This is a genomic window from Vibrio ostreicida, assembly GCF_013074385.2.
Lineage (GTDB): Bacteria > Pseudomonadota > Gammaproteobacteria > Enterobacterales > Vibrionaceae > Vibrio > Vibrio ostreicida.
Window position 1 is genome coordinate 1 of the sequence record NZ_JABEYA020000015.1, and the last position, 24,519, is coordinate 24,519.

24 protein-coding genes are annotated in these 24,519 nt (G+C 46.0%); 13 read left to right on the top strand and 11 right to left on the bottom strand.

All coding sequences use genetic code 11. The annotated features are described in order from the left end of the window. Positions 1–548: 548 nt before the first annotated feature. Entirely contained in the window at positions 549–737 is a 189-nt protein-coding gene (locus HLM86_RS20120) for a hypothetical protein (protein WP_143678233.1), read from the bottom strand. A gap of 379 nt (positions 738–1,116) precedes the next feature. Here HLM86_RS20120 and HLM86_RS15595 point away from each other — a divergent pair, with 379 nt between their 5' ends. The 3 genes from HLM86_RS15595 (at position 1,117) to HLM86_RS15605 (ending at position 3,257) form a co-directional block, all read left to right on the top strand. Continuing rightward, a complete protein-coding gene (locus HLM86_RS15595; protein ID WP_076589269.1) occupies positions 1,117–1,470 on the top strand; it encodes a helix-turn-helix domain-containing protein in 354 nt (117 codons plus the stop codon). Between the two features lie 64 nt (positions 1,471–1,534). Then, the gene (locus tag HLM86_RS15600; protein ID WP_076589268.1) at positions 1,535–1,750 is read left to right on the top strand and encodes a DUF3820 family protein; all 216 of its coding nucleotides are present in this window, start codon (positions 1,535–1,537) and stop codon (positions 1,748–1,750) included. Between the two features lie 79 nt (positions 1,751–1,829). Next, the gene (locus tag HLM86_RS15605; RefSeq protein ID WP_170883655.1) at positions 1,830–3,257 is read left to right on the top strand and encodes an NAD-dependent succinate-semialdehyde dehydrogenase; all 1,428 of its coding nucleotides are present in this window, start codon (positions 1,830–1,832) and stop codon (positions 3,255–3,257) included. A gap of 10 nt (positions 3,258–3,267) precedes the next feature. On the opposite strand, the gene HLM86_RS15610 is transcribed toward HLM86_RS15605, so the two are convergent. Next, complete coding sequence (locus tag HLM86_RS15610) at positions 3,268–3,516, bottom strand: hypothetical protein (RefSeq protein ID WP_076589266.1); 249 nt, start codon at positions 3,514–3,516, stop codon at positions 3,268–3,270. Positions 3,517–3,738: 222 nt separating this feature from the next. Here HLM86_RS15610 and HLM86_RS15615 point away from each other — a divergent pair, with 222 nt between their 5' ends. Together HLM86_RS15615 and HLM86_RS15620 are read left to right on the top strand one after the other, a co-directional pair. Continuing rightward, positions 3,739–4,365 carry a LysE family translocator gene (locus HLM86_RS15615; RefSeq protein WP_076589265.1) on the top strand — a complete coding sequence of 209 codons (627 nt, stop codon included), beginning with the start codon at positions 3,739–3,741 and terminating at the stop codon, positions 4,363–4,365. A gap of 77 nt (positions 4,366–4,442) precedes the next feature. Next, positions 4,443–5,057 (top strand): DsbA family protein, encoded by a 615-nt coding sequence (locus HLM86_RS15620; protein ID WP_170883656.1) that lies wholly within the window; start codon positions 4,443–4,445, stop codon positions 5,055–5,057. Positions 5,058–5,143: 86 nt separating this feature from the next. On the opposite strand, the gene HLM86_RS15625 is transcribed toward HLM86_RS15620, so the two are convergent. Beyond that, positions 5,144–6,928, bottom strand: coding sequence for a M28 family metallopeptidase (locus HLM86_RS15625; protein WP_076589263.1), 1,785 nt, complete (start codon positions 6,926–6,928; stop codon positions 5,144–5,146). A 957-nt stretch (positions 6,929–7,885) separates the two neighbouring features. Between HLM86_RS15625 and HLM86_RS15630 the strand changes: the two genes are divergently transcribed. After that, positions 7,886–8,545: a response regulator transcription factor gene (locus HLM86_RS15630; protein ID WP_170883657.1), complete on the top strand. Its 660-nt coding sequence runs from the start codon at positions 7,886–7,888 to the stop codon at positions 8,543–8,545. Positions 8,546–8,781: 236 nt separating this feature from the next. Beyond that, positions 8,782–8,976 carry a hypothetical protein gene (locus HLM86_RS15635; protein ID WP_076589261.1) on the top strand — a complete coding sequence of 65 codons (195 nt, stop codon included), beginning with the start codon at positions 8,782–8,784 and terminating at the stop codon, positions 8,974–8,976. Between the two features lie 103 nt (positions 8,977–9,079). Here HLM86_RS15635 and dgcA read toward each other — a convergent pair whose 3' ends face one another. From dgcA to HLM86_RS15650, 3 genes are all read right to left on the bottom strand, one after another. Beyond that, on the bottom strand, positions 9,080–10,051 hold the full coding sequence (gene dgcA / locus HLM86_RS15640; RefSeq protein WP_170883658.1) for an N-acetyl-D-Glu racemase DgcA: 972 nt from the start codon (positions 10,049–10,051) through the stop codon (positions 9,080–9,082). Continuing rightward, positions 10,041–11,063 carry an N-acetyltransferase DgcN gene (gene dgcN / locus HLM86_RS15645; RefSeq protein WP_170883659.1) on the bottom strand — a complete coding sequence of 341 codons (1,023 nt, stop codon included), beginning with the start codon at positions 11,061–11,063 and terminating at the stop codon, positions 10,041–10,043. The genes dgcA and dgcN overlap by 11 nt, the downstream gene beginning before the upstream one ends. Positions 11,064–11,164: 101 nt before the next feature. After that, positions 11,165–12,043, bottom strand: a complete 879-nt coding sequence (locus HLM86_RS15650; RefSeq protein WP_170883660.1) for a LysR family transcriptional regulator — start codon at positions 12,041–12,043, stop codon at positions 11,165–11,167. A 150-nt stretch (positions 12,044–12,193) separates the two neighbouring features. On the opposite strand from HLM86_RS15650, the gene yegD reads away from it, so the two are divergent. From yegD to HLM86_RS15670, 4 genes are all read left to right on the top strand, one after another. Beyond that, entirely contained in the window at positions 12,194–13,546 is a 1,353-nt protein-coding gene (gene yegD, locus HLM86_RS15655; protein ID WP_170883661.1) for a molecular chaperone, read from the top strand. Positions 13,547–14,142: 596 nt separating this feature from the next. After that, positions 14,143–14,610 carry an ASCH domain-containing protein gene (locus HLM86_RS15660; protein ID WP_076589256.1) on the top strand — a complete coding sequence of 156 codons (468 nt, stop codon included), beginning with the start codon at positions 14,143–14,145 and terminating at the stop codon, positions 14,608–14,610. A 779-nt stretch (positions 14,611–15,389) separates the two neighbouring features. Next, positions 15,390–16,412, top strand: a complete 1,023-nt coding sequence (locus HLM86_RS15665; protein ID WP_076589255.1) for a porin — start codon at positions 15,390–15,392, stop codon at positions 16,410–16,412. A 206-nt stretch (positions 16,413–16,618) separates the two neighbouring features. Then, the gene (locus HLM86_RS15670) at positions 16,619–17,233 is read left to right on the top strand and encodes a fumarylacetoacetate hydrolase family protein (protein WP_076589254.1); all 615 of its coding nucleotides are present in this window, start codon (positions 16,619–16,621) and stop codon (positions 17,231–17,233) included. A 377-nt stretch (positions 17,234–17,610) separates the two neighbouring features. On the opposite strand, the gene HLM86_RS15675 is transcribed toward HLM86_RS15670, so the two are convergent. Then, complete coding sequence (locus tag HLM86_RS15675) at positions 17,611–18,219, bottom strand: TetR/AcrR family transcriptional regulator (RefSeq protein ID WP_076589253.1); 609 nt, start codon at positions 18,217–18,219, stop codon at positions 17,611–17,613. 109 nt (positions 18,220–18,328) lie between these two features. Here HLM86_RS15675 and HLM86_RS15680 point away from each other — a divergent pair, with 109 nt between their 5' ends. Then, a complete protein-coding gene (locus HLM86_RS15680; protein WP_083949356.1) occupies positions 18,329–19,504 on the top strand; it encodes an MBL fold metallo-hydrolase in 1,176 nt (391 codons plus the stop codon). Between the two features lie 46 nt (positions 19,505–19,550). Here HLM86_RS15680 and HLM86_RS15685 read toward each other — a convergent pair whose 3' ends face one another. The 3 genes from HLM86_RS15685 to HLM86_RS15695 form a co-directional block, all read right to left on the bottom strand. After that, entirely contained in the window at positions 19,551–20,684 is a 1,134-nt protein-coding gene (locus HLM86_RS15685) for a mechanosensitive ion channel family protein (RefSeq protein WP_083949354.1), read from the bottom strand. Positions 20,685–20,808: 124 nt separating this feature from the next. Further along, positions 20,809–21,252 (bottom strand): DUF2850 domain-containing protein, encoded by a 444-nt coding sequence (locus HLM86_RS15690; protein ID WP_076589281.1) that lies wholly within the window; start codon positions 21,250–21,252, stop codon positions 20,809–20,811. A gap of 171 nt (positions 21,253–21,423) precedes the next feature. Next, positions 21,424–22,740, bottom strand: coding sequence for an ABC1 kinase family protein (locus HLM86_RS15695; RefSeq protein ID WP_170883662.1), 1,317 nt, complete (start codon positions 22,738–22,740; stop codon positions 21,424–21,426). Between the two features lie 264 nt (positions 22,741–23,004). On the opposite strand from HLM86_RS15695, the gene HLM86_RS15700 reads away from it, so the two are divergent. Next, complete coding sequence (locus HLM86_RS15700) at positions 23,005–23,292, top strand: hypothetical protein (RefSeq protein WP_076589251.1); 288 nt, start codon at positions 23,005–23,007, stop codon at positions 23,290–23,292. Here the strand turns inward: HLM86_RS15700 and HLM86_RS15705 are convergent. Next, entirely contained in the window at positions 23,289–24,437 is a 1,149-nt protein-coding gene (locus HLM86_RS15705) for a GGDEF domain-containing protein (RefSeq protein ID WP_170883663.1), read from the bottom strand. The genes HLM86_RS15700 and HLM86_RS15705 overlap by 4 nt on opposite strands. Positions 24,438–24,519 lie beyond the last annotated feature (82 nt).

Sequence of the window (24,519 nt, forward strand, 5' to 3'; positions counted from 1 at the left end):
AAGTCTCACGGCAGTTAAAAGCCAAATACGATGTGGAAATCAGCCCGAATGGCGTCAGGTTGATCTGGTTGAGAGAAAACATGAATACAGCAGCATTGAGGCTGGCAAAATTAGAGCTACTTCCCAAGTCGGCTTGAGTTGCCAACTTGGGATATCATTGCTAGTGTGACTACGACAAAGTCGGTTGGTAGTTATACCGCCAGTCTCCCTTGGTAATCACACTAATTCAGTCTATCTGTACTGTTCCTGCGGTAGAGACTATGTCTTTCACCAGTTTTCCCACACAGATGACATTCAGTTTAGGCACCGCTTTAATGGTGAGGTCTTCACACTAACAGAGTCACAGCTCAAGTTATTTTGTGAACTGACCGTCACCAATGAACTTGAACTGGTTTATTCGAGCGATGATTTTAAAGCCAAGTATGGTTTTGAACTCGTCAAGTTATTCCAAAGTATGGATACCCATTGAAGCCCAAAGGCGAGAGGTGCTTTTCAAGCCACGTTGTGTCATTTTGCCTAGCGGATACGGGGGCTCAATGGGTTTTTGATCAATCCGGCAAAAACCCCTTTCCTGCGCCCGGAGTCACCCGTGTTGCTCTTTGCTCATTTTCTAATGCGATGGATGTTTTTGGGAAAAAAGTGTCGGCTTGGGCGTCTGATTTGTTGGCGGGGGTTGGTTTAAGCTCGTTTTCAAAGGCAATTGAACCTTTGGGGAATATGCTTTTTGAATTGCTCACTGTACGATTCTCATTGAAAGTTTGATTATATTGACCTTTTATAACAATAAGATGGATATTCTACCTATTAAATTTTGCCCATTTTAATCATTTTGTGATGGGCTCGACGTAATCAATCTTTTCCTCTTTCGACCCAATGGTCGGCGGGCGGCATCAAGGTTTTTTTGGTCCCCCATTCTCTATTTTCTCAGTACTGTTGCTCGGTTCTAATGAACACTGAGTAAGGACTTAAGCCTTAGCAAGGTGCCTCGGTGGCGATGGTGTCGCGCTCAATGATTGCCCGAACAGAACAACTCTTGACGAATGTTTACCCTAGTCTGACATCATGCCTGATCGAAAAAAGGAAAATGTATGCCATTAAGAAACATAAGGACCGATGATGGAATTTACGGAAAAAGATAGAGAGGCGCTATATAGCACGTGGATGTCTCAAAAATCAAAAATGCGGCTTACTCAGATGGAATTTGCTAAAAAGCTTGGAATTACTCAATTAAGCTTTTCTCAATTTCTGCGAGGTGAGGCACCTTTGACGATGTCATTTATTAGCCAATTTTGTCGGCTACTTCGTTTGGATGCCAAGCTGGTATTTCCTTCGTTAAAGCAGTCGAGCGAATCTGGCCCTAAAGTAGTGTACCTACAAAGCCGAATGAGCGTCGATGGCGATATTCAGAACGCCTACATTGAAGGCAATCAGGTGGTGGTCGAATATGCACATACGGTTAATCCAACTTAGTGGTTTCACCTTATGGGAGATTAAGTGTTACCCTTTAGCGTTGAGCCCTAAATAAGCAACAATCATGTTGGAAAAAGAAAACCTCGTTAAGCTGGCACAAATGACCATGCCTTTTGGTAAGTATGCGGGTCGCGCTCTTATCGACCTTCCTGAGGAATACTTACTCTGGTTTGACAAAAAAGGTTGGCCCTCTGGAGAGTTGGGCGGATTGCTTAAGCTGTGCCTTGCCCTTAAGATTGAAGGGCTTGACAGTGTCGTCAAACCACTAAAGCATCTTTGAATATCGGTTAGGACTCCCCTGATATTAGGCCATTAACCCCGTCAGCGAGCTCAACCGCAACGTAAACAAGGTATTCGTCATGGATCAGATCGTAAATCAGCGCTTAATTGGCTTTATGGTGGCTGTGGAAGACCAAGGTATTGCGGTTCACAACCCAGCGACTCAGGCCTTACTCGGCTATGCTCCGGTGTTAACCCCTCAAGAGCTAGAACAGTCCATTGTCGATGCTCACTATGCTCAAAAGGAGTGGGCTGCCCGAACGGCCAAACAGCGCTCTGCAATTTTGCGACATTGGTATGAACTGATTATTGAATATCGGGATGATCTCAGTCGATTGGTGACGTTGGAGCAAGGCAAGCCCTTAGCCGAAGCCCAAGGTGAAGTTTTGTACGGCGCCAGCTTTATCGAGTGGTTTGCCGAGGAAGCGAAGCGCGCCTATGGTGAGGTTATTCCCTCGCCTTCCCCAGACAAACGGATGATGACCATCAAACAACCTGTTGGCGTGGCTTGTGCGATTACGCCTTGGAATTTTCCCATTGCAATGATCACTCGAAAAGCGGCACCCGCCTTAGCTGCGGGTTGCAGCTTTATTGTTAAACCGGCTGAGTTGACACCCTTGTCCGCTTTTGCACTGGCTGAGCTTGCTTATCAGGCGGGTGTTCCACGTGGCGTATTACAGGTGGTATTAGGCGCGAATGCCCCCGAAGTCGGGGCCGTATTTACGTCTCATCCTTTAGTGCGCAAGTTATCTTTTACAGGGTCGACTCGGGTTGGGCGGCTCCTGATGCAGCAAAGTGCCCATGATATTAAACGTACCTCAATGGAACTTGGGGGAAACGCGCCGTTTATTGTCTTTGACGACGCAGATATTGATGCGGCGGTTGCAGGTGCAATGGCCTCTAAGTTTCGTAATGCTGGGCAAACGTGCGTCTGTGCGAACCGCTTTTATGTTCAGGCTGATGTCTACGATGAATTTGTTGAAAAGTTTGATGCTGCTGCGCAAACATTGCGCTTGGGTAACGGTCTAGACAATGGTGTCGAGCTGGGGCCCTTGATTAGCACGTTGGCGAAAGACGCCATTCAAGCGAGGCTAAAGCGGGCATTGGAGCAAGGCGCAATCCCCGTATCCAATATCACGCCGCAGCAAGGGCAGTATTTTTCTCCTGTGGTGCTCAAAGATGTGACGCACGACATGGAGATCGTTGCCGATGAAATTTTTGGCCCTGTGGCCCCTGTGATTCGTTTTCATAGTGATGAGTTTTTGATTACGATGGCAAATGATACCATCTACGGATTAGCCGCTTACTTCTATAGCCAAAATATACACCGAGTATGGAAAGTGGCTGATGCTTTGGATTATGGAATGGTGGGCATTAACGAAGGGGCTATCTCAACTGAAGTCGCCCCCTTTGGTGGTATCAAACAATCGGGAATTGGGCGCGAAGGCGCAAAGCAAGGTATGGATGAATACATGGACATTAAATACCTTTGCTTTGGTGGGGGCTAGTGTTGACGCTTTACTTGCGGTATCCAGGCCCTTTTCGTACCAAATCTTGACCTGTTTGGAAGACTTCATCGCTGATCCAGCGCGCCAGTAAAAGCTGGTGCTTGTCATCCATCACCGCGACAAAGTGGCGTCCGTCGGCGTTATTTGTTGCCAAAGCAATGCCTGCCACACCTTCCAGACCTAAGTGGCCACTTTCTACGTTGGTAATAAAGGTTTCCAGATCATTAAGGTTGTCGATGATTCTATCGTCACTGAACATAGTCTTTTCTCCTTGGTTACATTCTAGAGTTCGATGTAACCCAATAATTTATCGCGATACTTTAGCTTTCCTTGGCTTTGATTACCAGCCCACCTGCAGAGGCGCTTATTGAGGTGTGTTTTCGTACAGGCGCGGCCCTTTGTTGTATTGATTGTTATTAATTATTGGCCTTCTTTTTAAATGATGTTACGTTCGCTTTCTCTATTTTTGTGAGGCACGACTATGACGTTTGAAAGTGCGATGACGTTTTTTATTGCAATGCTGGTATTTAGCATCACCCCGGGTCCTGGGGTGTTCGCTATTATTGCCCGAGCCATGGTATCGGGGATGAGAAGTTGCATTTGGTTATCGGCCGGCATGGTCGTCAGTGACGTTATTTACTTGTTGCTCGCTTGCCTAGGTTTGGCGGCGATTGCCGAAAACTGGGCCACTTTGTTTCTTGTGATTCGTTATGTGGGGGCGGCGTATTTGGTTTATCTTGGCTATAAGATGATTAAAACATTACCAGAGGCACAAGCCGCTCTCCGCGAAGACTCAAATACCTTAGAAGGCTCTCATTTATCCGGATTTGTGCAAGGCTTTTTAATTTCCGCCTCCAACCCCAAAGTTATATTGTTCTACATTTCATTTTTGCCAACCTTTATGGATCTGACGGTGCTCAGTCACCAAGATATTGGGGTGGCTGCTTGCCTCAGTATTGTCGCTCTTATGACAGGGCTGATGCTGATCGCTCTGGGGGCTAGAAGGTTGGTGAAAGTGTTGAAAACCCCAAAAGCTCAACGTCATCTCAATACGGGAGCAGGCAGCGTGATGATTATGGCCGGTGCGTATCTGGCCGTCACCAAATAGCCGTGTCAAGTCTAAGCCCACGCTGCTGTGATAAGCTAAAGATACTGTTGATCACGATTCGCTCAAAGGAGAACACCATGCCATCTGCCAAGCTTTACTACGTTTATGACCCAATGTGCTCATGGTGCTGGGGTTACAAGCCGGTTTGGGAACAAGTACAGAAGGCACTTGAACCAATGCTGACCGTGCAATATGTTGTGGGTGGTCTGGCTCCTGATTCAAGCGAGCCGATGCCGATTGCGATGCAGCAACAAATTGCCTCTTATTGGCGAAGAATAGAAGACGAACTTGGTACGAGGTTTAATCATGACTTCTGGGCCAACAATACGCCGAAACGTTCAACTTATCCTTCTTGTCGGGCGGTACTGGCGGCACGTGCTCAGCAAGCAGAGCCAACCATGCTAGATTCGATACAGCGAGGGTATTACCTTGAGGCTCGAAATCCAAGTGACCATGATGTTTTGATTGCGCTGGCTGAGGAAGCAGGCCTAGATAAGACGCGGTTTATTAAAGATTTTGAGTCAAAAACCTTGGAGCAAGCGTTTAGCGAAGAACTCAAATTCGCCCGTTCTATCGGGGGCGTTCATTTTCCGTCTTTGTTCTTGGAAACGTCAAAGGGTATCGTTGAGTTGCCAGTTGATTATCAATCGGCGATGTCAACCATACAAAAGATCCAATCATTGATCACCTAAGTGCCTTTGGCGTCTAAGTGGGTAGGAACACCGAATGAAACCGAGCGCTGTGTGGGAGACGGCGCTCGGTTTATCAGTCTAACTGATTACTTGATGTCTTGGTCAAAATCACCGTGGAAGTGGTCATGATCAGAGACACTATCCGCGGCCTTAAGCCTTTCACCAATACGCAGTTTTTGCTTAGGTTGTGCGTCAGAGAAGGCGCGCATCGTCTTCACTGCAGCTTGAGTTGCAGGCTCTGGGAAGAGGGGTTCACTAAAGGCGTAATAGGTGGTGACGTAAGCCAGTGATTGAGTGTTGGTGTACAGAGCGGCCTGACTGACGTTATTAACATCATCACAACTTTGGTGATAGCACTTGTCGTAAGATACGTCGATGTCACCCCCAAATTTTTCGGCTTCTTCAGCCGTCTTGACTTTTTCTGCACCAGTGAATAGCCCACCAAACGCAATCCCCCAATCAGCAAAACCTGCGTAGTCGGAACGTTTTGACAAAGCCTGAGGGATAGTGGCTAGATCCTTTTCAGTAAAGAATTCTTGGAAGATTGACTCAATATCTGATGTGCCATATGGAGGTTTGAAATCGCCGGTATAGGCGTTGTCGGGACTCTCTTTAGTATCAGACAAATCCCCATCCATTACGCCATAAATGTAGTTGGGTGAACCAATCATATCGAAGTTTAGATAGAGCTTCACTTTGTTGATTTGCGTGTATCTCGCTTCAACTAACTCGACTTGCTCGGGAGTTAACTGACTTGGGTCCTCCAATCCGAGCTCTTCAAGGATTTGTGCTTGTGCTTGATTGTAAATGGGTTCGAAGAGGTCTTTGGTGTAATGTTCAGAGCCGACTAATCCTGCTTCTTCTGCTGCCCACCACGCGAAACGGACTTTATTCTTCACTGGTGCTTCGAGCGTCGCGAGCGTGATGGCGTACTCAAGTAAGCCCGCACTGCCTGAACCATTATCATTGATTCCCGGCCCTTCTGGTACCGAGTCTAGGTGCGCACCTAACATCACCACTTGATCCGTATTGCCCATTGGGGTTTGAGCAAGAATGTTTTGCGTCACAACCTCTTCATCTTTGACATTGACAGTCAGGTTAGCCAACACGGTGTTTGACTGGCTTTTGTTGTACCATGTTTGACCAAGGTCAAAGCGCGCGCCCAACGCAGGGATGGTGGCTTTTGTGACACTCCCTAATGTACCACCGACGACAGCGGTTCTGCCCGGATCATTACCTTGGTTAAAGACAATAATAGCGTTCGCTCCCGCGTTCTCGGCGTTGACCGCTTTGGCATCAAATGAACAACCACCTCGTTGAATAACCGCGATTTTCCCCGAGACATCTTTACCGACAAAATCGGTGGCTTCACAGCCGTCTGTGCTGTCGTAATCTGGGGCATCAAAGCGGAAATCGGGTGTGACAAAGGCCAGTTCACCATTCAGTTGGCCATCAGAGCTACCTGAATAGGACATAACAGAGAAATCGGCCTCGACACCGTCGTCGGCTTGCTTTGAGCTGACCAATACTTGACCATCAACCGTGGCCGCATTGCCAGCAAGTTCTTCCCATGCTCGAAAATCGAACGCTTGGGTCGTCACTTCGTAACCATGCTTTTTCATGGTATCGACAATAAATTCAACCGAATTTTGATAGCCTTGTGTGCCTGCGGCGCGAGTGATTGCGCTGCCGTCGGTGGTTTTTGAAGCTAATCCTTCGAGTGTGACCAAATGGCCAACAACCGCTTCTCTATCGATACTATCACTGACGTATTTGGCCGCTTCACGTGGATCATCCCATAGACACCCCGTTAGCATGGTGCTACTAATGACGGTCGCGAGAATGGACTTTGTTGTTATGCTTACTTGCATGTGTGACTCCTTGTTAAACAATCCATTCCATTTTTCATCAAAGATTAAATTATAGAAATATCGTATATAACATTTTTTATAAAGGTGAATGCATATCAAATAACAAGCATAAACTCTATGTAATTTTGGTGCCATCCCCATGTTTTTAATCTCAAAATCAACAGGTTTAGCCATTTTGTCATTGTTGGACGGTCTTCTTATGATGGTTTTTTAATCAAATATTTGTGATCTAGGTAGGAATACTCCCTCCATAGTGCAATTTTGTGTTCGATGGAGATGAAAGTTTGCGCAGAAAAGTCTTGCCACCAGTATGGTTTTTAAACCTCAATACCAAAGTGGTCATGATGAACTCAACGTTACCCGTTTTGACTGGCTTACCCACGCATGAATAACGGAGCGAGTTTGAAAATGGCGTTAATGAATTCTTACAATATTTTAAAGACAGTGAAACTATACTTTCGGCCACGATGGTGTCGTCATAGCGAATTCTCTAAAAATTGAGGCCCGCTGATAACCCCCTTCTCATTTAATGGAATGATATTCCATTTTTTTAGGTGTTTTTATTATAAGTTTTTGATTTGTATTGCAATTTATAATCAACCCCTCTTTCTCCCCCTTATCCTGTGAAAAGAGTAAAAATAGGGTTTGATTATTTTTGGTATGAGTGACAGAACCGTCAAATACATTTGGTGCTTTAGGATAAGCAAGACATCGGATGTTAAATCCTTATTTTACTGAATGTCGTATGGTTAATGTTGGCATTCAGTGAATTCTATTAAGTCGTTATTAAGTATTCTTTGGTAGCATGGGCTTTACTGCGTCACAACTCTTGGCGTTTATGAATGTCGACCAGTTAGTTGGATGGGAATAGGCCTGAGTGGAAGAAGACGCCCTGCGGCCATATAACCAAGAATTTGGCTTTGTTAGCCACTTGTGATTGACAATGGGAATAGACAAATGCGAATACTATTAGTTGAAGATGAGAGGTACATTGGCGCAGCTCATAAAGTTATCCTTAATCAATATTATTATACCGTTGATGTCGTGACGGATGATGAAAATATGTTCTATGCCCTCAAAACGGGGTACTTTTCCGTTGTCATACTGAATAACACTCAATTGGGTAAGAAGCGCTTCGATACCTTAAAGAGATTGCGAAAATTCGGTAACGACACCCCTTTTTTGGTGATCAGCGACAGTTGTGAACATCAGGATCGTATTTACGCACTAAATGAATGCGGCGCAAATGATTACTTATGGAAGCCTTTTTCTATTGAAGAACTGTTGGTGCGCTTGGGTCTTTTGATTAAAGGCAGTGGAGATCGTCGAGATGATACAATCGTCAGCCAAAATGTTTCCGTTTCGGTTAACGCGCATAAAGTTTGGGTGGCGGAAGAAGAGGTGTTATTAACCCCGACCGAATTCAAACTCTTGGTGTTCTTTATGAGCAATTTGGGGAAAGTACTCAATAAATCCAAGATATTGGAGCATCTCCACGGCTGGGACATCGATTCTGGATTTAACTCGGTCGAAGTTCACATATTCAACTTGAGAAAGAAAATGCCGGGGGTAGAAATAAAGAATGTTCGTGGCGTCGGCTACCTTATTGACCGATAACAACTCATGGGTGTATGTGATTGTCGATAGCGTCACAAATACAGATTTTCCTTTTTGTTTGTGGTGATGAGGCGATTCGGTGAAACAACGGATTTACCTCGCTTAACGTCTACCTAAGTCGTTATTTTGTGGAACGATTGTCTTTTGACAGCCAAGGTACAGTGGCTACGCTTAACATTCCGTTCAAGGTCACTTGGTCAGGTGATCCAGAATAGTCGATATTTAAGGAGACGATAATGACAACGTTCAAACAGGATATTCCACACCGCGTGACGGTGTATCATGACAACATTGAACAGGAAAATAGCTTAAAAAATGCCATGTTACCGGAAAAGCCAAGATACTTTAATGGGTCCCCTACTTATCAAGCCGAGACCATTGAAGAATTTAAAGACAAACTCGGTCAGATTGGTTTATCGTTTGACGGCTAGCTTCTAGTCAGAGGCAAAAAATTGGCGACAAAATACGCCAGATAAACTGGCGTTATCACATCAATTCAATCCAACCAGTTTGTTCATCGGCCCGATGAGGGACCTACTCGCCTAACGTGAGATGACCCGACTCATAAATCAGTCCGTCGTCCACATCCGTGCCAAGTAATACAGGCCCGTCTAAGTCGACGATGTCGGCGCGAGTGGCAATGGGTAGGGCAGCCTTCATTGCCATGGATGTTCCGAGCATACAGCCCACCATGATCTTAAACCCCTTCTCCCGAGCCATTTTTTCAAGGATGAGTGCTTCTGTTAAACCGCCTGATTTATCGAGCTTGATATTGATTATATCATAGGCGCCTTCGAGTCGGTGGAGGTCTTCGTGGGTGTGGCAGCTTTCATCGGCACAAATCGGAATTGGACGCGCGATACCTCGTAATAGTGAGTCATACCCGCTGGGGACAGGTTGTTCAATCATGGCGACATTCAAGTCAGATAAAGACAAAAATAGGGCGGGTAAATCGAGATGCTGCCAAGCCTCATTCGCATCAAGAATAATCTCGCAGTCAGGGGCGACTTGGCGAACGGCTTTGACTCGCTCAACAATTAGATGGCTATCGAGTTTGATTTTGAGCAAGGTTGCGCCGGACTTGAGATACTGGCTGGCTTGTTTCGCCATCTTGGTCGGCGTATCGATTGATACCGTCATCGCGGTTGCGATCTTTGGTTGAATATCAAAGTAGGGAGCGGGAAAGCGGGTGCCGTTTTTTAAGGCGATCATTTCCCATATGGCGCAATCCAATGCATTCCTTGCCGCACCTGCGGGCAGGGTCTGGAGGTGCGATTTGGCAGCGGCTGGCGAAAGGTGAGCGAGTGCTGGTCTCATTTGTTTGATTTGCTCGATCACCGATGTGACAGTTTCACCATATCGGGCGGAAGGGGTACATTCCCCACGAGCGATATGCGACCCGCTGCGAATCGTGACTCTGACCAGATCACAGTGTGTTTTTGTCCCTCTGGCTATGGCGAAAGGTTGAGTGAGCGGGATGGATTTACTGGCCACTTCAATCTTCATATCTGGCTCCCATTGATTGAATATATTGCGTTATTGCTTCCAATCCAAATCTGACCGGATCGGTGACGGGAACCTGATATTGATGCTGCCACTGCGCGCACAGTTGCTCGGCTTCTTCTTCGTTCAGGATGGAGGTATTGAGGCTGATGCCAACACACCGAACGTTAGGGTTAGTGAGCCGGGCGGCTGACAGGTTTGACTCGATGGTTTGTTTGATGTTTGGCAAGGCTTGATGAGGAAGATGGCGGATATGTTGACGGCCAATTTCATGACACAAGACTAACGCATCCGCTTGAGCCCCATGTAAAAGCCCCAGACTCACGCCAGCGAACGATGGGTTGAAGAGGGATCCCTGACCTTCAATAATATCCCATTCGTGATCGTCGAAAGAGGGGCTGAGCATTTCAACGGCCCCAGAGATAAAGTCGGCCACGACCGCGTCAACAGGGATGCCTTGTCCGTCAATAAGAATACCGGTTTGCCCAGTGGCTTTAAATTGTGCCTTGATACCGGCGCGTTGCATGGATTTTTCTAAAGCTAATGCGGTGAACATCTTGCCGACAGAGCAATCTGTGCCGACGGTCAAGAGCCGTCTTCCGCGGCGAGGTCGACCATTACCGACCTGCAGAGATCCACCGAGGTGCCTGACATCATGCAGTTGAGTAACCCCCGCGTCATGCAATGGTTTGAGTTGAGGAATATCAATGAGCTTTTGGTGCATGCCTGAGGCGATGTTATAACCCATTTTAGCCGCTTGTATCAGGCAGGAGAGCCAATTTTCGGGTATCACTCCCCCCGCGTTAGCCGTTCCGATGACCAAGGTTTTCGCGCCGTTGTCCTTGGCCTGCTGGAGGGAAAGATCAGGTAAGTTAAGTGAAACGGTCTCTGTGGTCAGCCTGAGTTGGCCAAGGCAACGTTCAGGGCGCCATAAGGCGATACCTCTTGCTGTTTTGGCAGCCACCGGATCGGTCACATCTCCGAGAAATAATAAATAGGGTTGAATGATAGACATAAACATCCTTGATTTGATGGGCAATGAGTCGATAAGTTCTACTCTAGTCCGCATCAATAGGTTTGCCGAATACCTATTTATATCAACCCTATAACCTAGGGTTATAGAGTCACCCTCTGCTGCAGATTTTGGGCGAAGGCTTTTGCTGAAATGGAAAGGGGGTAATGCTCGCTAAAGAGCATAGAAACAGAAAGAGTAAGGTCAGGGACGAGAGGCACACAGTCGACTGATGAGTGGTGACGATAATGTTGTGCCGTCCATGGGTCAACGACCGCGTTTGCTGCACCGCTTCGCACCATTTCGGCGGCCATTTGATAACTTCTGACGCTCACTTTGGGGTGAAAGTTTGGTTGGATATTGCGCAGCGCTTCTTGCAACAAAAAACCAAGCGGATCTCGAACATCCAAGCCGACCAAGGGACGCGAGCATTGAAGTAGGGCATCTAAACTTACCGTGGCTGTTTCGTCATCGCCCGAGGGCATGAGTGCTGTCATTTGGGTCGTCAGGATTGTTTGTTCAATGATAGGGTAGGCGCTGTCGCCAGCAAAACAGATCGCGAGGTCCAATTCATTTTTGATCAACCCCTCAATAATTTGATCTCGATTGGCGGTCGAGACTTCGACACTGTGCTCATTGCGGCGGCAGACTTCAGCGACCAAAGGAGCGAGCATGCCTGAAGCTAGTATCGGTGGAGCACCAATTCGCAGATGTTGAGCGCCTTGCTTAATTTTGTTGGTGAGATGGCGAAATTGGCCGACTTGCTGGTAGATTTTTTCCGCCTCCAAAAACAGCGTTTTGGCTTCCTGAGTGGCGACCAAACGACCTTTGATTCGGTCAAACAGAGCAAAGCCCAGTTGTTGTTCTGTGTGTGAAAGAATACGGGTGACATTGGGTTGGGAAACATGCAGGCGTTTGGCCGCGCCTGAAACCGTTTTGGCCTGCATCACCGCGTAAAACACTTCGATCTGGCGTAAGTTCACCAATCACCTTCCTTGGGTCGACTTTGACATTAAAGGCAATACTGTAAAGCAAGTGGGATTTTTAAAAAAGAACTAACCCTCGTCGTTGACCTCTTTACGAGTCTAGGGTCTACTGTGCGGTCAATTTTTTGGAGCATCAAGGGGTAAGTCATGGCGATAGGTTTTGATTATGGGACGGCGAACTGTTCGGTCGCACAAATGGTCAATCAGACCGCTAGGTTGATCCCGTTGGTGGGAGAGGACTACTATATTCCCTCTACGTTAAGCGCGCCTACGCCAGAAGCCTTGTCTGAGTATCTGTTCCGTTGTCTGAATATTTTGCCGACCAGTGGCGGCGGTGAAAGTGTGCTGCGCCGAGCGATAAAACTCAACCGTGAAGAAGGGTTGGAAATCATCGCCAATGAGATCCGGTTTGGTCAGGAGGCTTTGGCCTCTTATCTCGACGACCCGCGTGATGTGTATTACGTAAAATCGCCCAAATCCTTTTTGGGCGTCATGGGACTGCGAGACATGCAGTTGTCATTTTTTGAAGATCTTGTGTGTGCAATGATGGCCAATATCAAACATCAGGCAGAGAAAGTCCTGCAAGACGATATGACCCAAACCGTGATTGGTCGTCCGGTTAACTTTCTTGGCCGAGGTGGTGAGCAGTCCAACTTTCAGGCCGAAGGGATCTTACGCCGCGCTGCTACGCGTGCCGGCTTTAAAGACATTGAGTTTCAGTTTGAACCTTTGGCGGCAGGGCTTGATTTTGAGGCCAGCTTGAAAGAAGACAAGCATGTGTTAGTCGTGGATATTGGTGGTGGAACGACGGACTGCTCTTTTGTGCAGATGGGGCCCAGTTGGGTTGGAAAACAAGACCGAAGCGCCTCCCTTATCGCCCATTGTGGCCAGAGAATCGGCGGGAACGATCTGGACATTTTCACTGCATTTAGGTGTTTTATGCATGAGTTTGGTTTGGGCTCGAAGAGTTTGGCGGGTCTCGACATTCCAACGACCCAATTTTGGAATCCGATCGCCATCAACGATGTGCAGGCGCAGCGCACGTTTTTTGACCGTAGTAATCTCAAGGTGCTTCGGCAACTACTGAAACAATCGCAGCAACCAGAAAAGGTAGCGAGGCTGGTGCAATTGTACACTCAAACGTTGGGGCATTCAGTGGTCCGTGAAGCGGAACAAGCGAAGATCGCGTTAGCCGAGCAACCCAGTTATTTGGCCAGTATTGATCTGATTTCTGAAACGATTGAAACGCCCGTGACTCGCGAGTCCTTGGAGCAAGCCATACATAACCCGACTGAAAAAATAAAATCACTGGTGGATGAAGCCATCAGGCAGAGCCACATTCGTCCCGATGTCGTTTATATGACGGGAGGTTCGTCGCGTTCCCCTATATTGACCGCTGCGGTTGAATCAGTGTTGCCTGATACCCCATTGGCCAGTGGTAACGATTTTGGCTCAGTAACGGCAGGATTAGCACGATGGGCAGAGACAATATACCGTTGATGTTGATGGAGGGTTTATATCGATAAAGCACGCCATCGAAACCGTAAGGTTTGTATTTGCGCATGCAGTTGGGTCTTTGTGTTGTGTCATGGGTGTAGTCGCGGCATACATTGTAAATAACCACATTATCTATAATCGGTAGTTAAATAATAATTAATTACTTATTTAATCATTTCTTTATCAGAATAATGAAACCTAATCTTCATGCCATAACATTATATCCATTATTTTTGGGGTGAATTACGTTTTTGATGGAATGACTAGATATCGGGGTAATTATGCTCATGAAAACCATATTTGTCTTAGTGTGCATGGAAGTGGTATTGATCATATCTTTATTCTTTCTGATCTTATAGGGGTGGGTTTGCTATTTATCTTGGAGAGTTGATCTTTACTATTATTTATATAATTAAGCATTTTTCTCAAAATAGGTGCTCAATTTTTTGGTCTCAATCAGAGCATCAATAGGCATTTATTGATGGTTTCTCGACTTAACACTATAAATAAATTACTATTTTTCAATAGTGATGGATTGGCAATTCTTGGGTTAGATGCCGCTCGCTTTCGATAACAGGTTGAGATGGATAGATGGATAGATGGATAAAAGAAGTAAACACTATTTGGAGCGCTACTTAAGCGCCTTAAACCCCGAGATTGCAAACACATATACCTCATACAGTGCCGATTACTTTTGTGCGGATGAAGACAACGCGAATGTATGTGCAGACTTAATTCTTCGTGGAGAAAAACGGGCTTCATGCAGTCTGGAACACTGGTATAGCCAGGAAGGTGAGACTATGCCCGTCAGTGGGCACCTCCAAGTCGTGACAAATTGGTCAGGTGAGCCTGTTTGTATTATAGAAATCACTGAAGTTGAACTGTGCGAGTACCGTTTTGTCACTGCTGAGTTTGCCGCGGAAGAAGGAGAAGGCGATAAAACACTAGAGTGGTGGCAAGGGGCCCATTGGACGTTTTTCTCCCAAGAATGCCAACAACTGGGCATAAAGCCAACGCAAGAGATGCTTTTGGTGTTGGAACGCTTCAACGTTGTGTTTCGCGGGTAAAAAAGATACTTGATGATTAAAATAGGCGTGAGCGTGTTTACAAAAAGCGCCTTTGTCGTGTTTCTTTTTATCGCTAAATGGATCCTCACCCAGTGACTTTCAAAGCAAATGACGGCCATACCATAGGTGATGGAGCGGAACTGGTCTTTCGTTCTGGTCAAATCTACTGGCTCAAGAAACGGCCGTTCCCTTCAACGAAGTTCTTACTGTTATTTCAGCAGTCATGGTCGGTGCCGAGATCATGGACACTCGTTTGAGATATGAAAACAAACAAAAATCCTCACCAATGCCCAGATCGTCACTTTGTTGAATGCACTCCTAATCCCAAATAGCCGAATCGAGACCAAAATAGCACAGCGTAGCCTGCGCCGTTTTTATCTCTACGTTGTTGCGTTTTGCAATCGGTAAACGGTGGTGATTTTACTTGAGAGTAAGGCGTCCCAAAATCGTCTTTAACTACAAGACTTGGCAGTAAATTTTTCCTATTGATAGAAATAAACTTACCTATTTTCAAAAAAGTTCCCTGATAATTTCAAAAAGTGTGATCTATATCCGATCATTTAAATGGGTCGATATTCCATTAAAAAACCCTTCACTTTCAGTTGGTTAAATTTTGTTCACTTTTTTGTTAGTTGAGCGGATGCTAATGAAACCTTGCATTAAGCGTTTAGTTTCGCTTCATTTTTTATTATTTCGTACTACGTTTTAATTGTTCGTGAAGCTCTAGTGAGTGAGCGTGTCGCGAACAGAGGCTAAAATCTTTAAACGGACGTTAAATTATGAACATTAAATTATTAGCCGCAGCTATCGCGGCAACAGCATGTGGTACGAACGCTTTCGCAGCGGAAGTGTTTAACGGTGAAGGTACAACAATGTCTATCGGGGGCTATGTCGATGTCGGTGTCGGAGAATACGATTCCGCAGACGATGTCGAAGTCCATGATGTGTCTCCAAGACTCAATGTATCGGGTACTCAGGATGTGGGTCACGGCATAACTGTCGACGCCAAAGGAGAATGGCAGCTCAACTATCTTGGTGGTGGAGATACCACGTTTACGACTCGACTGGGCTACATAGGAATGACCCATGATGAGTTTGGCCGAGTGGTGGCGGGAACACAGTGGACGCCTTATTATGATGTGGCTGGCGTTGCTGACTTACCGATAGCTTTCGCTAATGATTTCCTTTACAACGATCACAACAATCTTGGTACAGCACGCGGTGAAGAAATGCTGAGTTACCGCAACCACATCATGATTGGTGACATGGTCAACTTCAAACTTGGTCTGGGTTGGCAGGGCAAGCACACGGAGACCGACTCAACGACCTCAACAACGACAATTTATGATACCCGCGGTCAGATTGCCCTTGGTTTTAGCGTCTATGGCTTTGATCTCGGTTATTCCTACAACGGTGGTGATGTGGGGAGCCTTGACGCAACCTCACACGCGTTCGCCTTCAGCTCTGGTTCTTACGGTGATGGCTTGTATTCGGCGGTTGTCTATACCATCGGTGAATACATGAACACGGATAAATCCGCTGGTGGCACGATGGAAGACAGTGATCAGTATGAGATTCTACTTGCCTATGCACTGGGTAATGGTTGGAATTTGAGTGGTAACTATGAAGCTGTTATTAACGATAAGACCAGTAAGACCCAATACAGCGAAGCGGCGCTTCAAGCAGAGTATACCGTAACGCCAAAACTCATGGGCTTTGCGGGTTATCAATTTGATATGGGCAACGACATCAATGTTGCTGAAGAAGATAAGTGGACGATAGGTGTTCGTTACTTCCTATAAAGTCTAACCATCTACTGCCTCAACACAACCTTGTGTTAGCGCCCATCCAATATGGAATGGGCGTTTTTCTATGTCATTCGCCTTGTATGTGAATTTGTTCTTAATATTTATGGGGGTCGGATCTGAATTTAGGGACAGTTTCATTTTATCATCAGACACATCAATTATTATATGAGCCTCATTTAAACTGGGCAGGGAAGAATGGCATGACGTCAGTCAGAGTTGGCGACAAGTATGTGTACCCAACAAAAATTGTATGTATTGGACGTAACTACCTTGAGCACATAAAGGAACTCAATAATGTGGTGCCTGAGCAGATGGTGGTGTTCAATAAACCGCCTTCAGCGATTTCTCCTCAGCTGGTTGCCTTTGATCAAGAGCCGTTGCATTACGAAGCAGAAATGTGTTTTTTGATCAAGGATGGTGCCTATACCGCCGTTGCTCTGGGATTGGATTTAACGAAACGAAATCTGCAGTCACAGTTAAAAGCGAACGGCCTTCCTTGGGAGCGCGCTAAGGGGTTTGATGGTTCTGCCCTGTTCAGCCGTTTTGTGGACCTAACTGGGGTTGAGGTAGACACGCTAGAAATCGAACTGTTGATCAATTGCGTCCGAGTGCAAAAAGGGACGGTGAAACAAATGATCTACTCACCCCACACCATTCTTGAAGAGCTGAACACTTACACAAGCCTCCAAGATGGCGATATCATTATGACGGGCACGCCGCCGGGGGTTGGGGAAATCCATGTGGGAGACGTGTTTTTGGGGCGTATCAAAGCAGGCGAGAAAACCTTGGTCGAAGCCGAGTGGTTGGCTGAATAATGCTCTACCTTTCCTGCACCGCATGATGGGTCTGGTGTTTCTCATCGCATTGACATGCGTTTCATTAAAAAAGAGGCAGGTACAAGACCTGCCTTAAAATTGTTTAATCAACTCAATTGAAACTCGCGTGAGCGCTGCAAATACCATGGTTTAATCTCAAACCTGACATTAAGGGAAGTGCCTGAAGCGACTGCGATAAATGCAGTATAAAAGTCTACTGCAATTAATCGACTACTATTGGCCGAGCCTTTCAGGTTTCTCATAAATGAGATGAGACGGGCATCCAGTACTGAAACGTGACGACAGTAAATGTTCGAGGAGGTTGACAAAGGCGTGCTAAACGCTTGCTATTTCTCGTAATAATGGCCATTCGTGATTTATTTGACTTGGTGGCAGGCGACAAATGATTCCGCTGCACTTTCTACGGCAGCCTTCAGTAATTCACGGCTGGCAGGGGGTTGGTGAGCCAGAAGCTGTGGCCAAAAAACGATCGATTTAATACTGCCAATAAACTGATCAATCGCCATCGGGATATTATTGATTTGCAGTGCACCCGCGGCGATCCCCTGTTCAACCCACTGGTTTAAACCGTAAGAGTCTTCAAGAGCATTAAATTTGGACATCAATAGATCAGAGGCTTTAGGGCAGCGTATACATTCGACCATGACGAGACGAGCGGTCGTCTGGAATTCTTCGGTGTTGATGTAGGCCATTTTTTCCAAGGTCATATCAGTAAGCTGGGTTGCAAGTGACACAGAAGATTCAAACTTCCTATCAAATTGTTCATCAAAGCGACACATCATCTTATCTATAATGACTTCAAATAACGCGTCTTTGTTTGGATAGTATTTATAAAGCGTGCGCTTTGAAACACCTGCATGTTTCGAGATACCTTCCATACTGGCCTGTTCGAAGCCTTTTTGAGAAAAAACGTCAATGGCAGATTTGATAATATCATATTGTTTTATATCGCTTATTTTTCTCATTCATCGATCTCGACAATAAAAAAGTAAACGACGGTGTTTACTTTGTATGAGGTGATGATTAGAGTATACACCATCGTTTACTTTATTGGGTAGCCAGTGGATCATGAAAATGAGCAATATGATTAAAACGACCGTCATTTCAGCGCTCAGTGCTGTGGGATTGAGCCAGTTATTAAAAACGGATAATCAGACCGCTTTGCAAGAGAGTGAGGCGCTTAGGGCAAACAGAATACTGAGCTCTGCACAGTTCTCTGGTGGGAAAGCCATTGCCCGAATGCCACAGGTTGCCACTTCAGAGAGTCTGCTGTCAGTGATGTGGGCATTCTTGTTTGAGCGTCACAAGCTCAAGCCCCAGTTTACTCTCCCCAATGTAGAGGTGGACACGAAACAGCTCGCCGTTCGCAGCGATCACGTCAGGGTGACTTGGCTTGGGCATTCGAGTTTATTTATAGATATTGACCAAACTCGGCTGCTAATAGATCCGGTGTTTGAGTACGCTTCGCCATGGATTGCCAAGCGATTGTTTTCTCGCAATGTCAATGTGCCAGTCGCGCGTGAAGCACTGCCTGTGCCAGATGCTATCTTGATTTCCCATGATCATTATGACCACTTAGAAGAATCGACAATACGTTATTACGCGGAAAAAAATGTCCAATTTCTGGTGCCTCTTGCGGTAGGGAGACATCTTGAAAAATGGGGAGTGAGTTCGCATAATATTCAAGAATTTGATTGGTGGGAGTCGACGAGTGTCAATGGTGTGACCTTAACCGCCACGCCAGCAAATCATAATTCTGGTCGTACGGGCTATGATTCTAACGCCACCTTGTGGGCCTCATGGGCAATTCAAGGCCAATCAGGGTCATTGTTCTACAGCGGGGATTCTGCTTACGATACACACTTTAAAGACATTGGGGAAAGGTTGGGGCCATTTGATATGGCGTTCATTGAGGTTGCAGCGAATGTAAAGCAAGGCAAGGGCTTTCCGGTTGAGAATTGGGGCCATATGCAAGCGCGCCATACTCTGCAAGCGTTTAAGGATCTGGGCGCTGAAAAGTTGTTCCCAGTTCATTGGTCAACATTTGAACTTTTTGCCCATAAGTGGGATGAACCGATGACAGATCTCATTGCTGAGGCCAATGCAAACAAGACCAGTGTTGCGCTTGTCACCCCGATGATTGGCGAGACGTTAAACTTAGCCTCAGAAATAAAGACAACGTATTGGTGGCAGAAGTCAGAGGACACATTCGCTCAGTCGGCCCTCAATATTCGTAATGAGATATTTTAGCGGTGTAAACAATAATAAAGCCTGCATAGGCAGGCTTTATTGATCGTTAAAGTATCTCGGTGTGGACGCTCTCTGAATTTTGCGGTTCTCGCGGGTGAGACGGTGTAGAAAAATCCATCGGTTGCTCGAACTTGAGCGTTTGAGTGGGGAAGGCAATATCAGCGCCATGTTGATGGATGATACCCATAATTTTCAACAGCACATCTTCTTTGACTTCGTGATAGCGAATCCAGTTAACGGTTTTGGTGAAGGTGTAGACCAGTATTTGCATGGATGAAGGGCCAAAAGCGTTAAAATTAACGATCAACGTTTGTTTTGTATCGATGTCAGCGTGTTCTCGAAGCATCTGTTTGATGTCTTGAACGATCTGTTTCACCTTTTGGCCATCATCATAGCGAACCCCAATGGTTTCTTTGATCCGCCGATTGAGCATTCGAGATGGATTTTCTACCACGATATTGCTGAACACGGAGTTCGGGACATAGAGAGGTCGCTTGTCAAATGTTCGTATGATAGTCATTCTCCAGCCAATACGTTCCACCGTCCCTTCTATTTGCCGATCGGGTGAGCGCACCCAGTCACCGACTTTAAAGGGGCGGTCAAAATAGATCATCATTCCGCCGAAGAAGTTAGACAACAAGTCCTTTGCCGCTAAACCGACAACCAATCCACCGACACCACCAAAGGTCAGAAGGCCAGAAAGACTCAACCCAAACGCTTGCATAATCGTAAGAACAGCGATGACGATGAAGAACAATCGAGATACCTTGGCGATGGCTTGAACCGTGGTTTCGTCACGTTTTTTTTGTTCAAGTACATACTTCTCTATATTGTTTATCAGCCGAAGTGTTATCCAGATGAACGCGCCAATGACGAGAAGAATTTTCAAGGTATTCAGCCAGTTAAGCTTAGTGGCCATATAGTCTTGAAGAATGAATCCTAGTGAAATCGTCGCTGGCCAGCACCAGATCAAAGTACTAACGGGTGTTTTAAGGGCATGTAAGGTGAGGTTGTCCCAGTAAAATGGTGTTTTACAAACCAATATCTCTAAGCGGTTGTAGACAACTCTCCAAGCGATCCAAGCCAAAAGGCTCGCAGCGGTAATTAACCATACATTGCTATCCCAACTTGTGAGGAGGGTGGCAAGGCGTTGTGGAAACAATGAGACTAACTCGTTCATTTTACGACTCTTGTTTTTTACAAATGACGGCTCGAATTATAAAGGGTTGCGGGAGAGCAAACTAGGCTTTTAACGAAGATTGTGATCGCAACAGCTGAGTATAAGGGCCGAGTGAAAGAGAGGGTTACTTCTTGTCACTGAAATGATCAGAGAGTGCGGCACGGCGTTGTTTCGCTTGGCCACCACTTTGGTCATTGACGGTTTTCTCGTAGCCTTCTTTTATAAAACGTTGTGTTGGGCTATTGGGTTGAAGACGTCGCAACTGAGGTGAATCAAATGTGCCTGAGATGGCATAGATGTAGTTCCCATTGCCCGTAGTGACCGTGATTTCTTGGCCATCAAAGGTAAATGTAGTGGCGATAAGGCGGCCATTTCGGAAAACGCCGATCTCGTTAAAAGCCATCACCTCGGTGTTGTAACCGGGGGTGCCTATTTCTAACCAACGGCCGTATACATTGTTAGGGTTGACGTAGTCTTCATAGCTGATGTAGAGCAGAGACGAAAACGCGATCGCCAAGACAACGAATAGCGTAGAAAATATTAATTTTAAAGTCGCATGGTTTGGCATATAACGACGTTTTTTGAGCTTGGTTGTATTGGTCATAGGTTTAGAACGACACTTAAAACTTTGCGCATTCAGCGTTGATTAATTTTAGAGTGTACCTTACTTGACCAGTGATTATTGTAACCTTTCATCAGTAACACGAATAAATTTGATCTTAAGCTCATAAAGCCACCATTATTCGGAGCCTAAGTAGGGAGACACCAGCGCCCTGACATTGACATTTGCTTTTAATCTAGCGGCGAGCAAGTAAAGTCCACCAATCTTTCTGTGGAGGAACAAGGCATCAACCGGTGGCGTATGCCAATAGTTTTTTTTCAGGGTAAGAGCGGTACCAGCTTGTCTAACGCGTTCGTGCAAATCGCTGTTACCGAAATCGTAACCTTGTTCATCCAGCATGGGTTCACAAACGAGCTTGACGATATTCAAGACGGCATTTTTTTGCGAGGAGTCAATAGCTTGACTGAAGAACCCAATCTGAAGTAACGCTTGTTCCAGGCTTTCGTCGTCACCGTCCAAGACGGCTTTGAATGCGTGCTGATAACCGATGCTCATTTGTGAGCTCATTGTCCTCGTTGCACCAAAATCGAGCAGAATAATCTGGTTGGTTTGATCATTAAACAGATAATTAGCAAAGTTAGGGTCTGTTTGTACCAGTTTAAAAGCAAACATCTCCTTGAGCAGCAAGGAAACCATCGCTGACATGCACGTATCCCGAGTGGCTTGATTTTTCGACACCAACTCTTCGATCGGCCGACCTTGGACAAAGGACATGGTCAATATGGTGTCGGTGCTGGTTTCACTGTGGACATCGGGCACGATGAAACGCACATCGTCCTCAAGGTGTTTTCTATAGGTCAACAGCAGTTTGGCTTCGCGACGGTAATCAGCTTCATCATGGAGTTGCTGTTTCGCCTCGCTAAGCAGTGATTTGATGTCGACATGCTCTGGAATCAGACCAACAAGACGCAGTAGTGCTGCGACATTGTCAATATCGCTGTCGATGCTCTCTCGGATCCCGGGATACTGCACTTTGACCGCGACAGGATCGCCTGCATCCGTATACGCAAAATGAACTTGCCCGATGGAGGCACTGGCAATAGGGCTAAAGTTAAACGACAGAAAGTGGCTTTTCCACTGACTGCCCAAACCCTCTTCCATCATTTTTGCAAGCTGGGTTGTCAGCATGGGGTTCGCATTGGCACGAAGACGTGACAGCAGTTCAGCCATCTCAGGGGGGAGAATATCTCCAGCGTCCATTGAAAGCATTTGCCCGATCTTCATGGCGGCACCGCGTAAATGTGCCAGCTGATCAGCAACATGTGTGATATTGAGTGAGGTGAACAGCAGATCTTGTTTGGTGGGGCGCTGGCCTTTCAGCCAGTGTTTTGCTCCCTCGGACACTACATTCGAGCCTATTTTGGTGGCCAAAGAAGCGACTTGGCCAAAACGAGACAATCGGCTGGTTGGAATTTTTGATGGATAGTTTGCCATGCTTTTTTTTCCTCTCTGGATAACACGTTTTTTCCAACAAAGCTCTACCTTGTTGCCGGACACCTACTGATACGGTTTATCACGATAATTTGGCCAAAATACGACGAAAAATCGTTGCGATCTAACCCCCTCACGATCACGAAAAGAAGCACAGAATGTCTCATTAATGAGAGGGTCGCAATGGAAACACTTGCGTAAATACCATTCCAATTGGGCTTGTCTATACTTAAAGGGTCACAACACCGTTTTTGCAGGAGGTTGCTAATGGCAGTTGTACCAAAATACAAAGATCAGAGTACGCGTTACGACCCGAAGAAAGAGTTGACTGCAGACCAACTGCACCGTTTTGGTGAGGTGGCGAACAAAGCTCAGCAAAGGAGAGACGAAGTTCAGCAGAGACTGTCTATATCCTCTGCAGCACGTTCGGCCAAAAACGCTGCCATGAAACCCGTGGTCGTACCCAAAAAGGACAAACCGAACACAGCTCGATACTTGGCGTGGCTGGTGGTGGTTATGTCAGGCTGTTTGTGGTTGATGTATATGACCCGTTAGATTTTCTTAATATTGGTAATATTGTCTGAATCTTCGGACTGATGGTTCGCACGCTCTCGTTGATAATAGCGATACTGGTTTTTGCCGCGATGTTTTGCGGAGTACATTGCTTTATCGGCGCATCGCGTCAGTTCGGGTAAAGAATCGGCGTCATCAGGGTAAAGAGCAACGCCGACACTCAACGTCAACTGATTGATCCTTTCCGTTGATTGATCACTGCCTTCAAATAAATGGCAAATTCGTTCAAGAATACGATCCAAATCTTGCTGACTTTGCACCCCATAGAGTAACAAAACAAATTCATCGCCGGCAAAGCGGGCAATCGAGTAGTCATGTCTGTCTGTTTTTCTATCTTTTGACCGAATATTATTTTGTAAGCGCTGAGCAAAGTGTTGTAGGACGCGATCGCCAATATCATGGCCATAGGTATCGTTGATCACTTTGAAATTATCAATATCGAGGAAGACCATGGCGGTTAGGGTGGTCGCCTGTTGCTCTTGCGCCAGTTTTTCCAGCGCCCAGTTTTCGAAGCTCCAGCGGTTGGCAAGGCCAGTTAGGTGGTCACGATAGGCCAGCTCTTCGATCCCTTCTTGATGCAAAGATTTAATGTAGTTGACGGCTTTAGAATAAAAGTAGGAAGAGGTGTTACACAAAAAAAGCAGGACAAGAAAACTGAGTAGAAAGGTATTTTCCGACCATTGTACAGCAGGAGAGACAGAGTCGAACGATAAACAGAACACTACGGTCAATAAGTAGAAAGCAGAGCTCAGAATACTGCCAGTGCGAAATTCACATAAAAAGACCACAGCAACAATAATTGGATACAACCACAACAATCGTTCCGGTGAGCCGTCGCCATAGACTAAAATGACAGTGCCTTGGAATAGCAAGATACCGGAAACAATTAAATCGGCATGACTGGCTGACGATGGACGCAACTTAAGAAACCCGACGTTAGCCAAGAGCAACATCGCTGACGCAAGATTAATGCCTCCAACAACAACATTATTTTCAACCAAGTGCATAAAACCAAGGTAGATTAATACGGCAACAGAAACAATGGTACACAGGAGCAGCACCGTATTATTGCGTGCCGACCGCAAGTCCGCCATTTTTTCCAATTGTTGTCCTACAAAACGCGCCATCTTTACCCTGTCCTAAATTTGTAATCCGGCTATTAAAGTCTAGAAGAAAAACGAAAGTCTGAACGAAAGTACTAGATGGGTG

Coding starts and splice junctions, on each gene's coding strand:
- HLM86_RS15690 (WP_076589281.1), bottom strand. CDS start 21,252: ATGCCAAACCATGCGACTTTAAAATTAATATTTTCTACGCTATTCGTT.
- HLM86_RS15610 (WP_076589266.1), bottom strand. CDS start 3,516: ATGTTCAGTGACGATAGAATCATCGACAACCTTAATGATCTGGAAACC.
- HLM86_RS15625 (WP_076589263.1), bottom strand. CDS start 6,928: ATGCAAGTAAGCATAACAACAAAGTCCATTCTCGCGACCGTCATTAGT.
- dgcA (WP_170883658.1), bottom strand. CDS start 10,051: ATGAAGATTGAAGTGGCCAGTAAATCCATCCCGCTCACTCAACCTTTC.
- yegD (WP_170883661.1), top strand. CDS start 12,194: ATGGCGATAGGTTTTGATTATGGGACGGCGAACTGTTCGGTCGCACAA.
- dgcN (WP_170883659.1), bottom strand. CDS start 11,063: ATGTCTATCATTCAACCCTATTTATTATTTCTCGGAGATGTGACCGAT.
- HLM86_RS15705 (WP_170883663.1), bottom strand. CDS start 24,437: ATGGCGCGTTTTGTAGGACAACAATTGGAAAAAATGGCGGACTTGCGG.
- HLM86_RS15700 (WP_076589251.1), top strand. CDS start 23,005: ATGGCAGTTGTACCAAAATACAAAGATCAGAGTACGCGTTACGACCCG.
- HLM86_RS15675 (WP_076589253.1), bottom strand. CDS start 18,219: ATGAGAAAAATAAGCGATATAAAACAATATGATATTATCAAATCTGCC.
- HLM86_RS15670 (WP_076589254.1), top strand. CDS start 16,619: ATGACGTCAGTCAGAGTTGGCGACAAGTATGTGTACCCAACAAAAATT.
- HLM86_RS15660 (WP_076589256.1), top strand. CDS start 14,143: ATGGATAAAAGAAGTAAACACTATTTGGAGCGCTACTTAAGCGCCTTA.
- HLM86_RS15600 (WP_076589268.1), top strand. CDS start 1,535: ATGTTGGAAAAAGAAAACCTCGTTAAGCTGGCACAAATGACCATGCCT.
- HLM86_RS15630 (WP_170883657.1), top strand. CDS start 7,886: ATGCGAATACTATTAGTTGAAGATGAGAGGTACATTGGCGCAGCTCAT.
- HLM86_RS15680 (WP_083949356.1), top strand. CDS start 18,329: ATGAGCAATATGATTAAAACGACCGTCATTTCAGCGCTCAGTGCTGTG.
- HLM86_RS15620 (WP_170883656.1), top strand. CDS start 4,443: ATGCCATCTGCCAAGCTTTACTACGTTTATGACCCAATGTGCTCATGG.
- HLM86_RS15605 (WP_170883655.1), top strand. CDS start 1,830: ATGGATCAGATCGTAAATCAGCGCTTAATTGGCTTTATGGTGGCTGTG.
- HLM86_RS15595 (WP_076589269.1), top strand. CDS start 1,117: ATGGAATTTACGGAAAAAGATAGAGAGGCGCTATATAGCACGTGGATG.
- HLM86_RS15685 (WP_083949354.1), bottom strand. CDS start 20,684: ATGAACGAGTTAGTCTCATTGTTTCCACAACGCCTTGCCACCCTCCTC.
- HLM86_RS15635 (WP_076589261.1), top strand. CDS start 8,782: ATGACAACGTTCAAACAGGATATTCCACACCGCGTGACGGTGTATCAT.
- HLM86_RS15695 (WP_170883662.1), bottom strand. CDS start 22,740: ATGGCAAACTATCCATCAAAAATTCCAACCAGCCGATTGTCTCGTTTT.
- HLM86_RS15615 (WP_076589265.1), top strand. CDS start 3,739: ATGACGTTTGAAAGTGCGATGACGTTTTTTATTGCAATGCTGGTATTT.
- HLM86_RS15665 (WP_076589255.1), top strand. CDS start 15,390: ATGAACATTAAATTATTAGCCGCAGCTATCGCGGCAACAGCATGTGGT.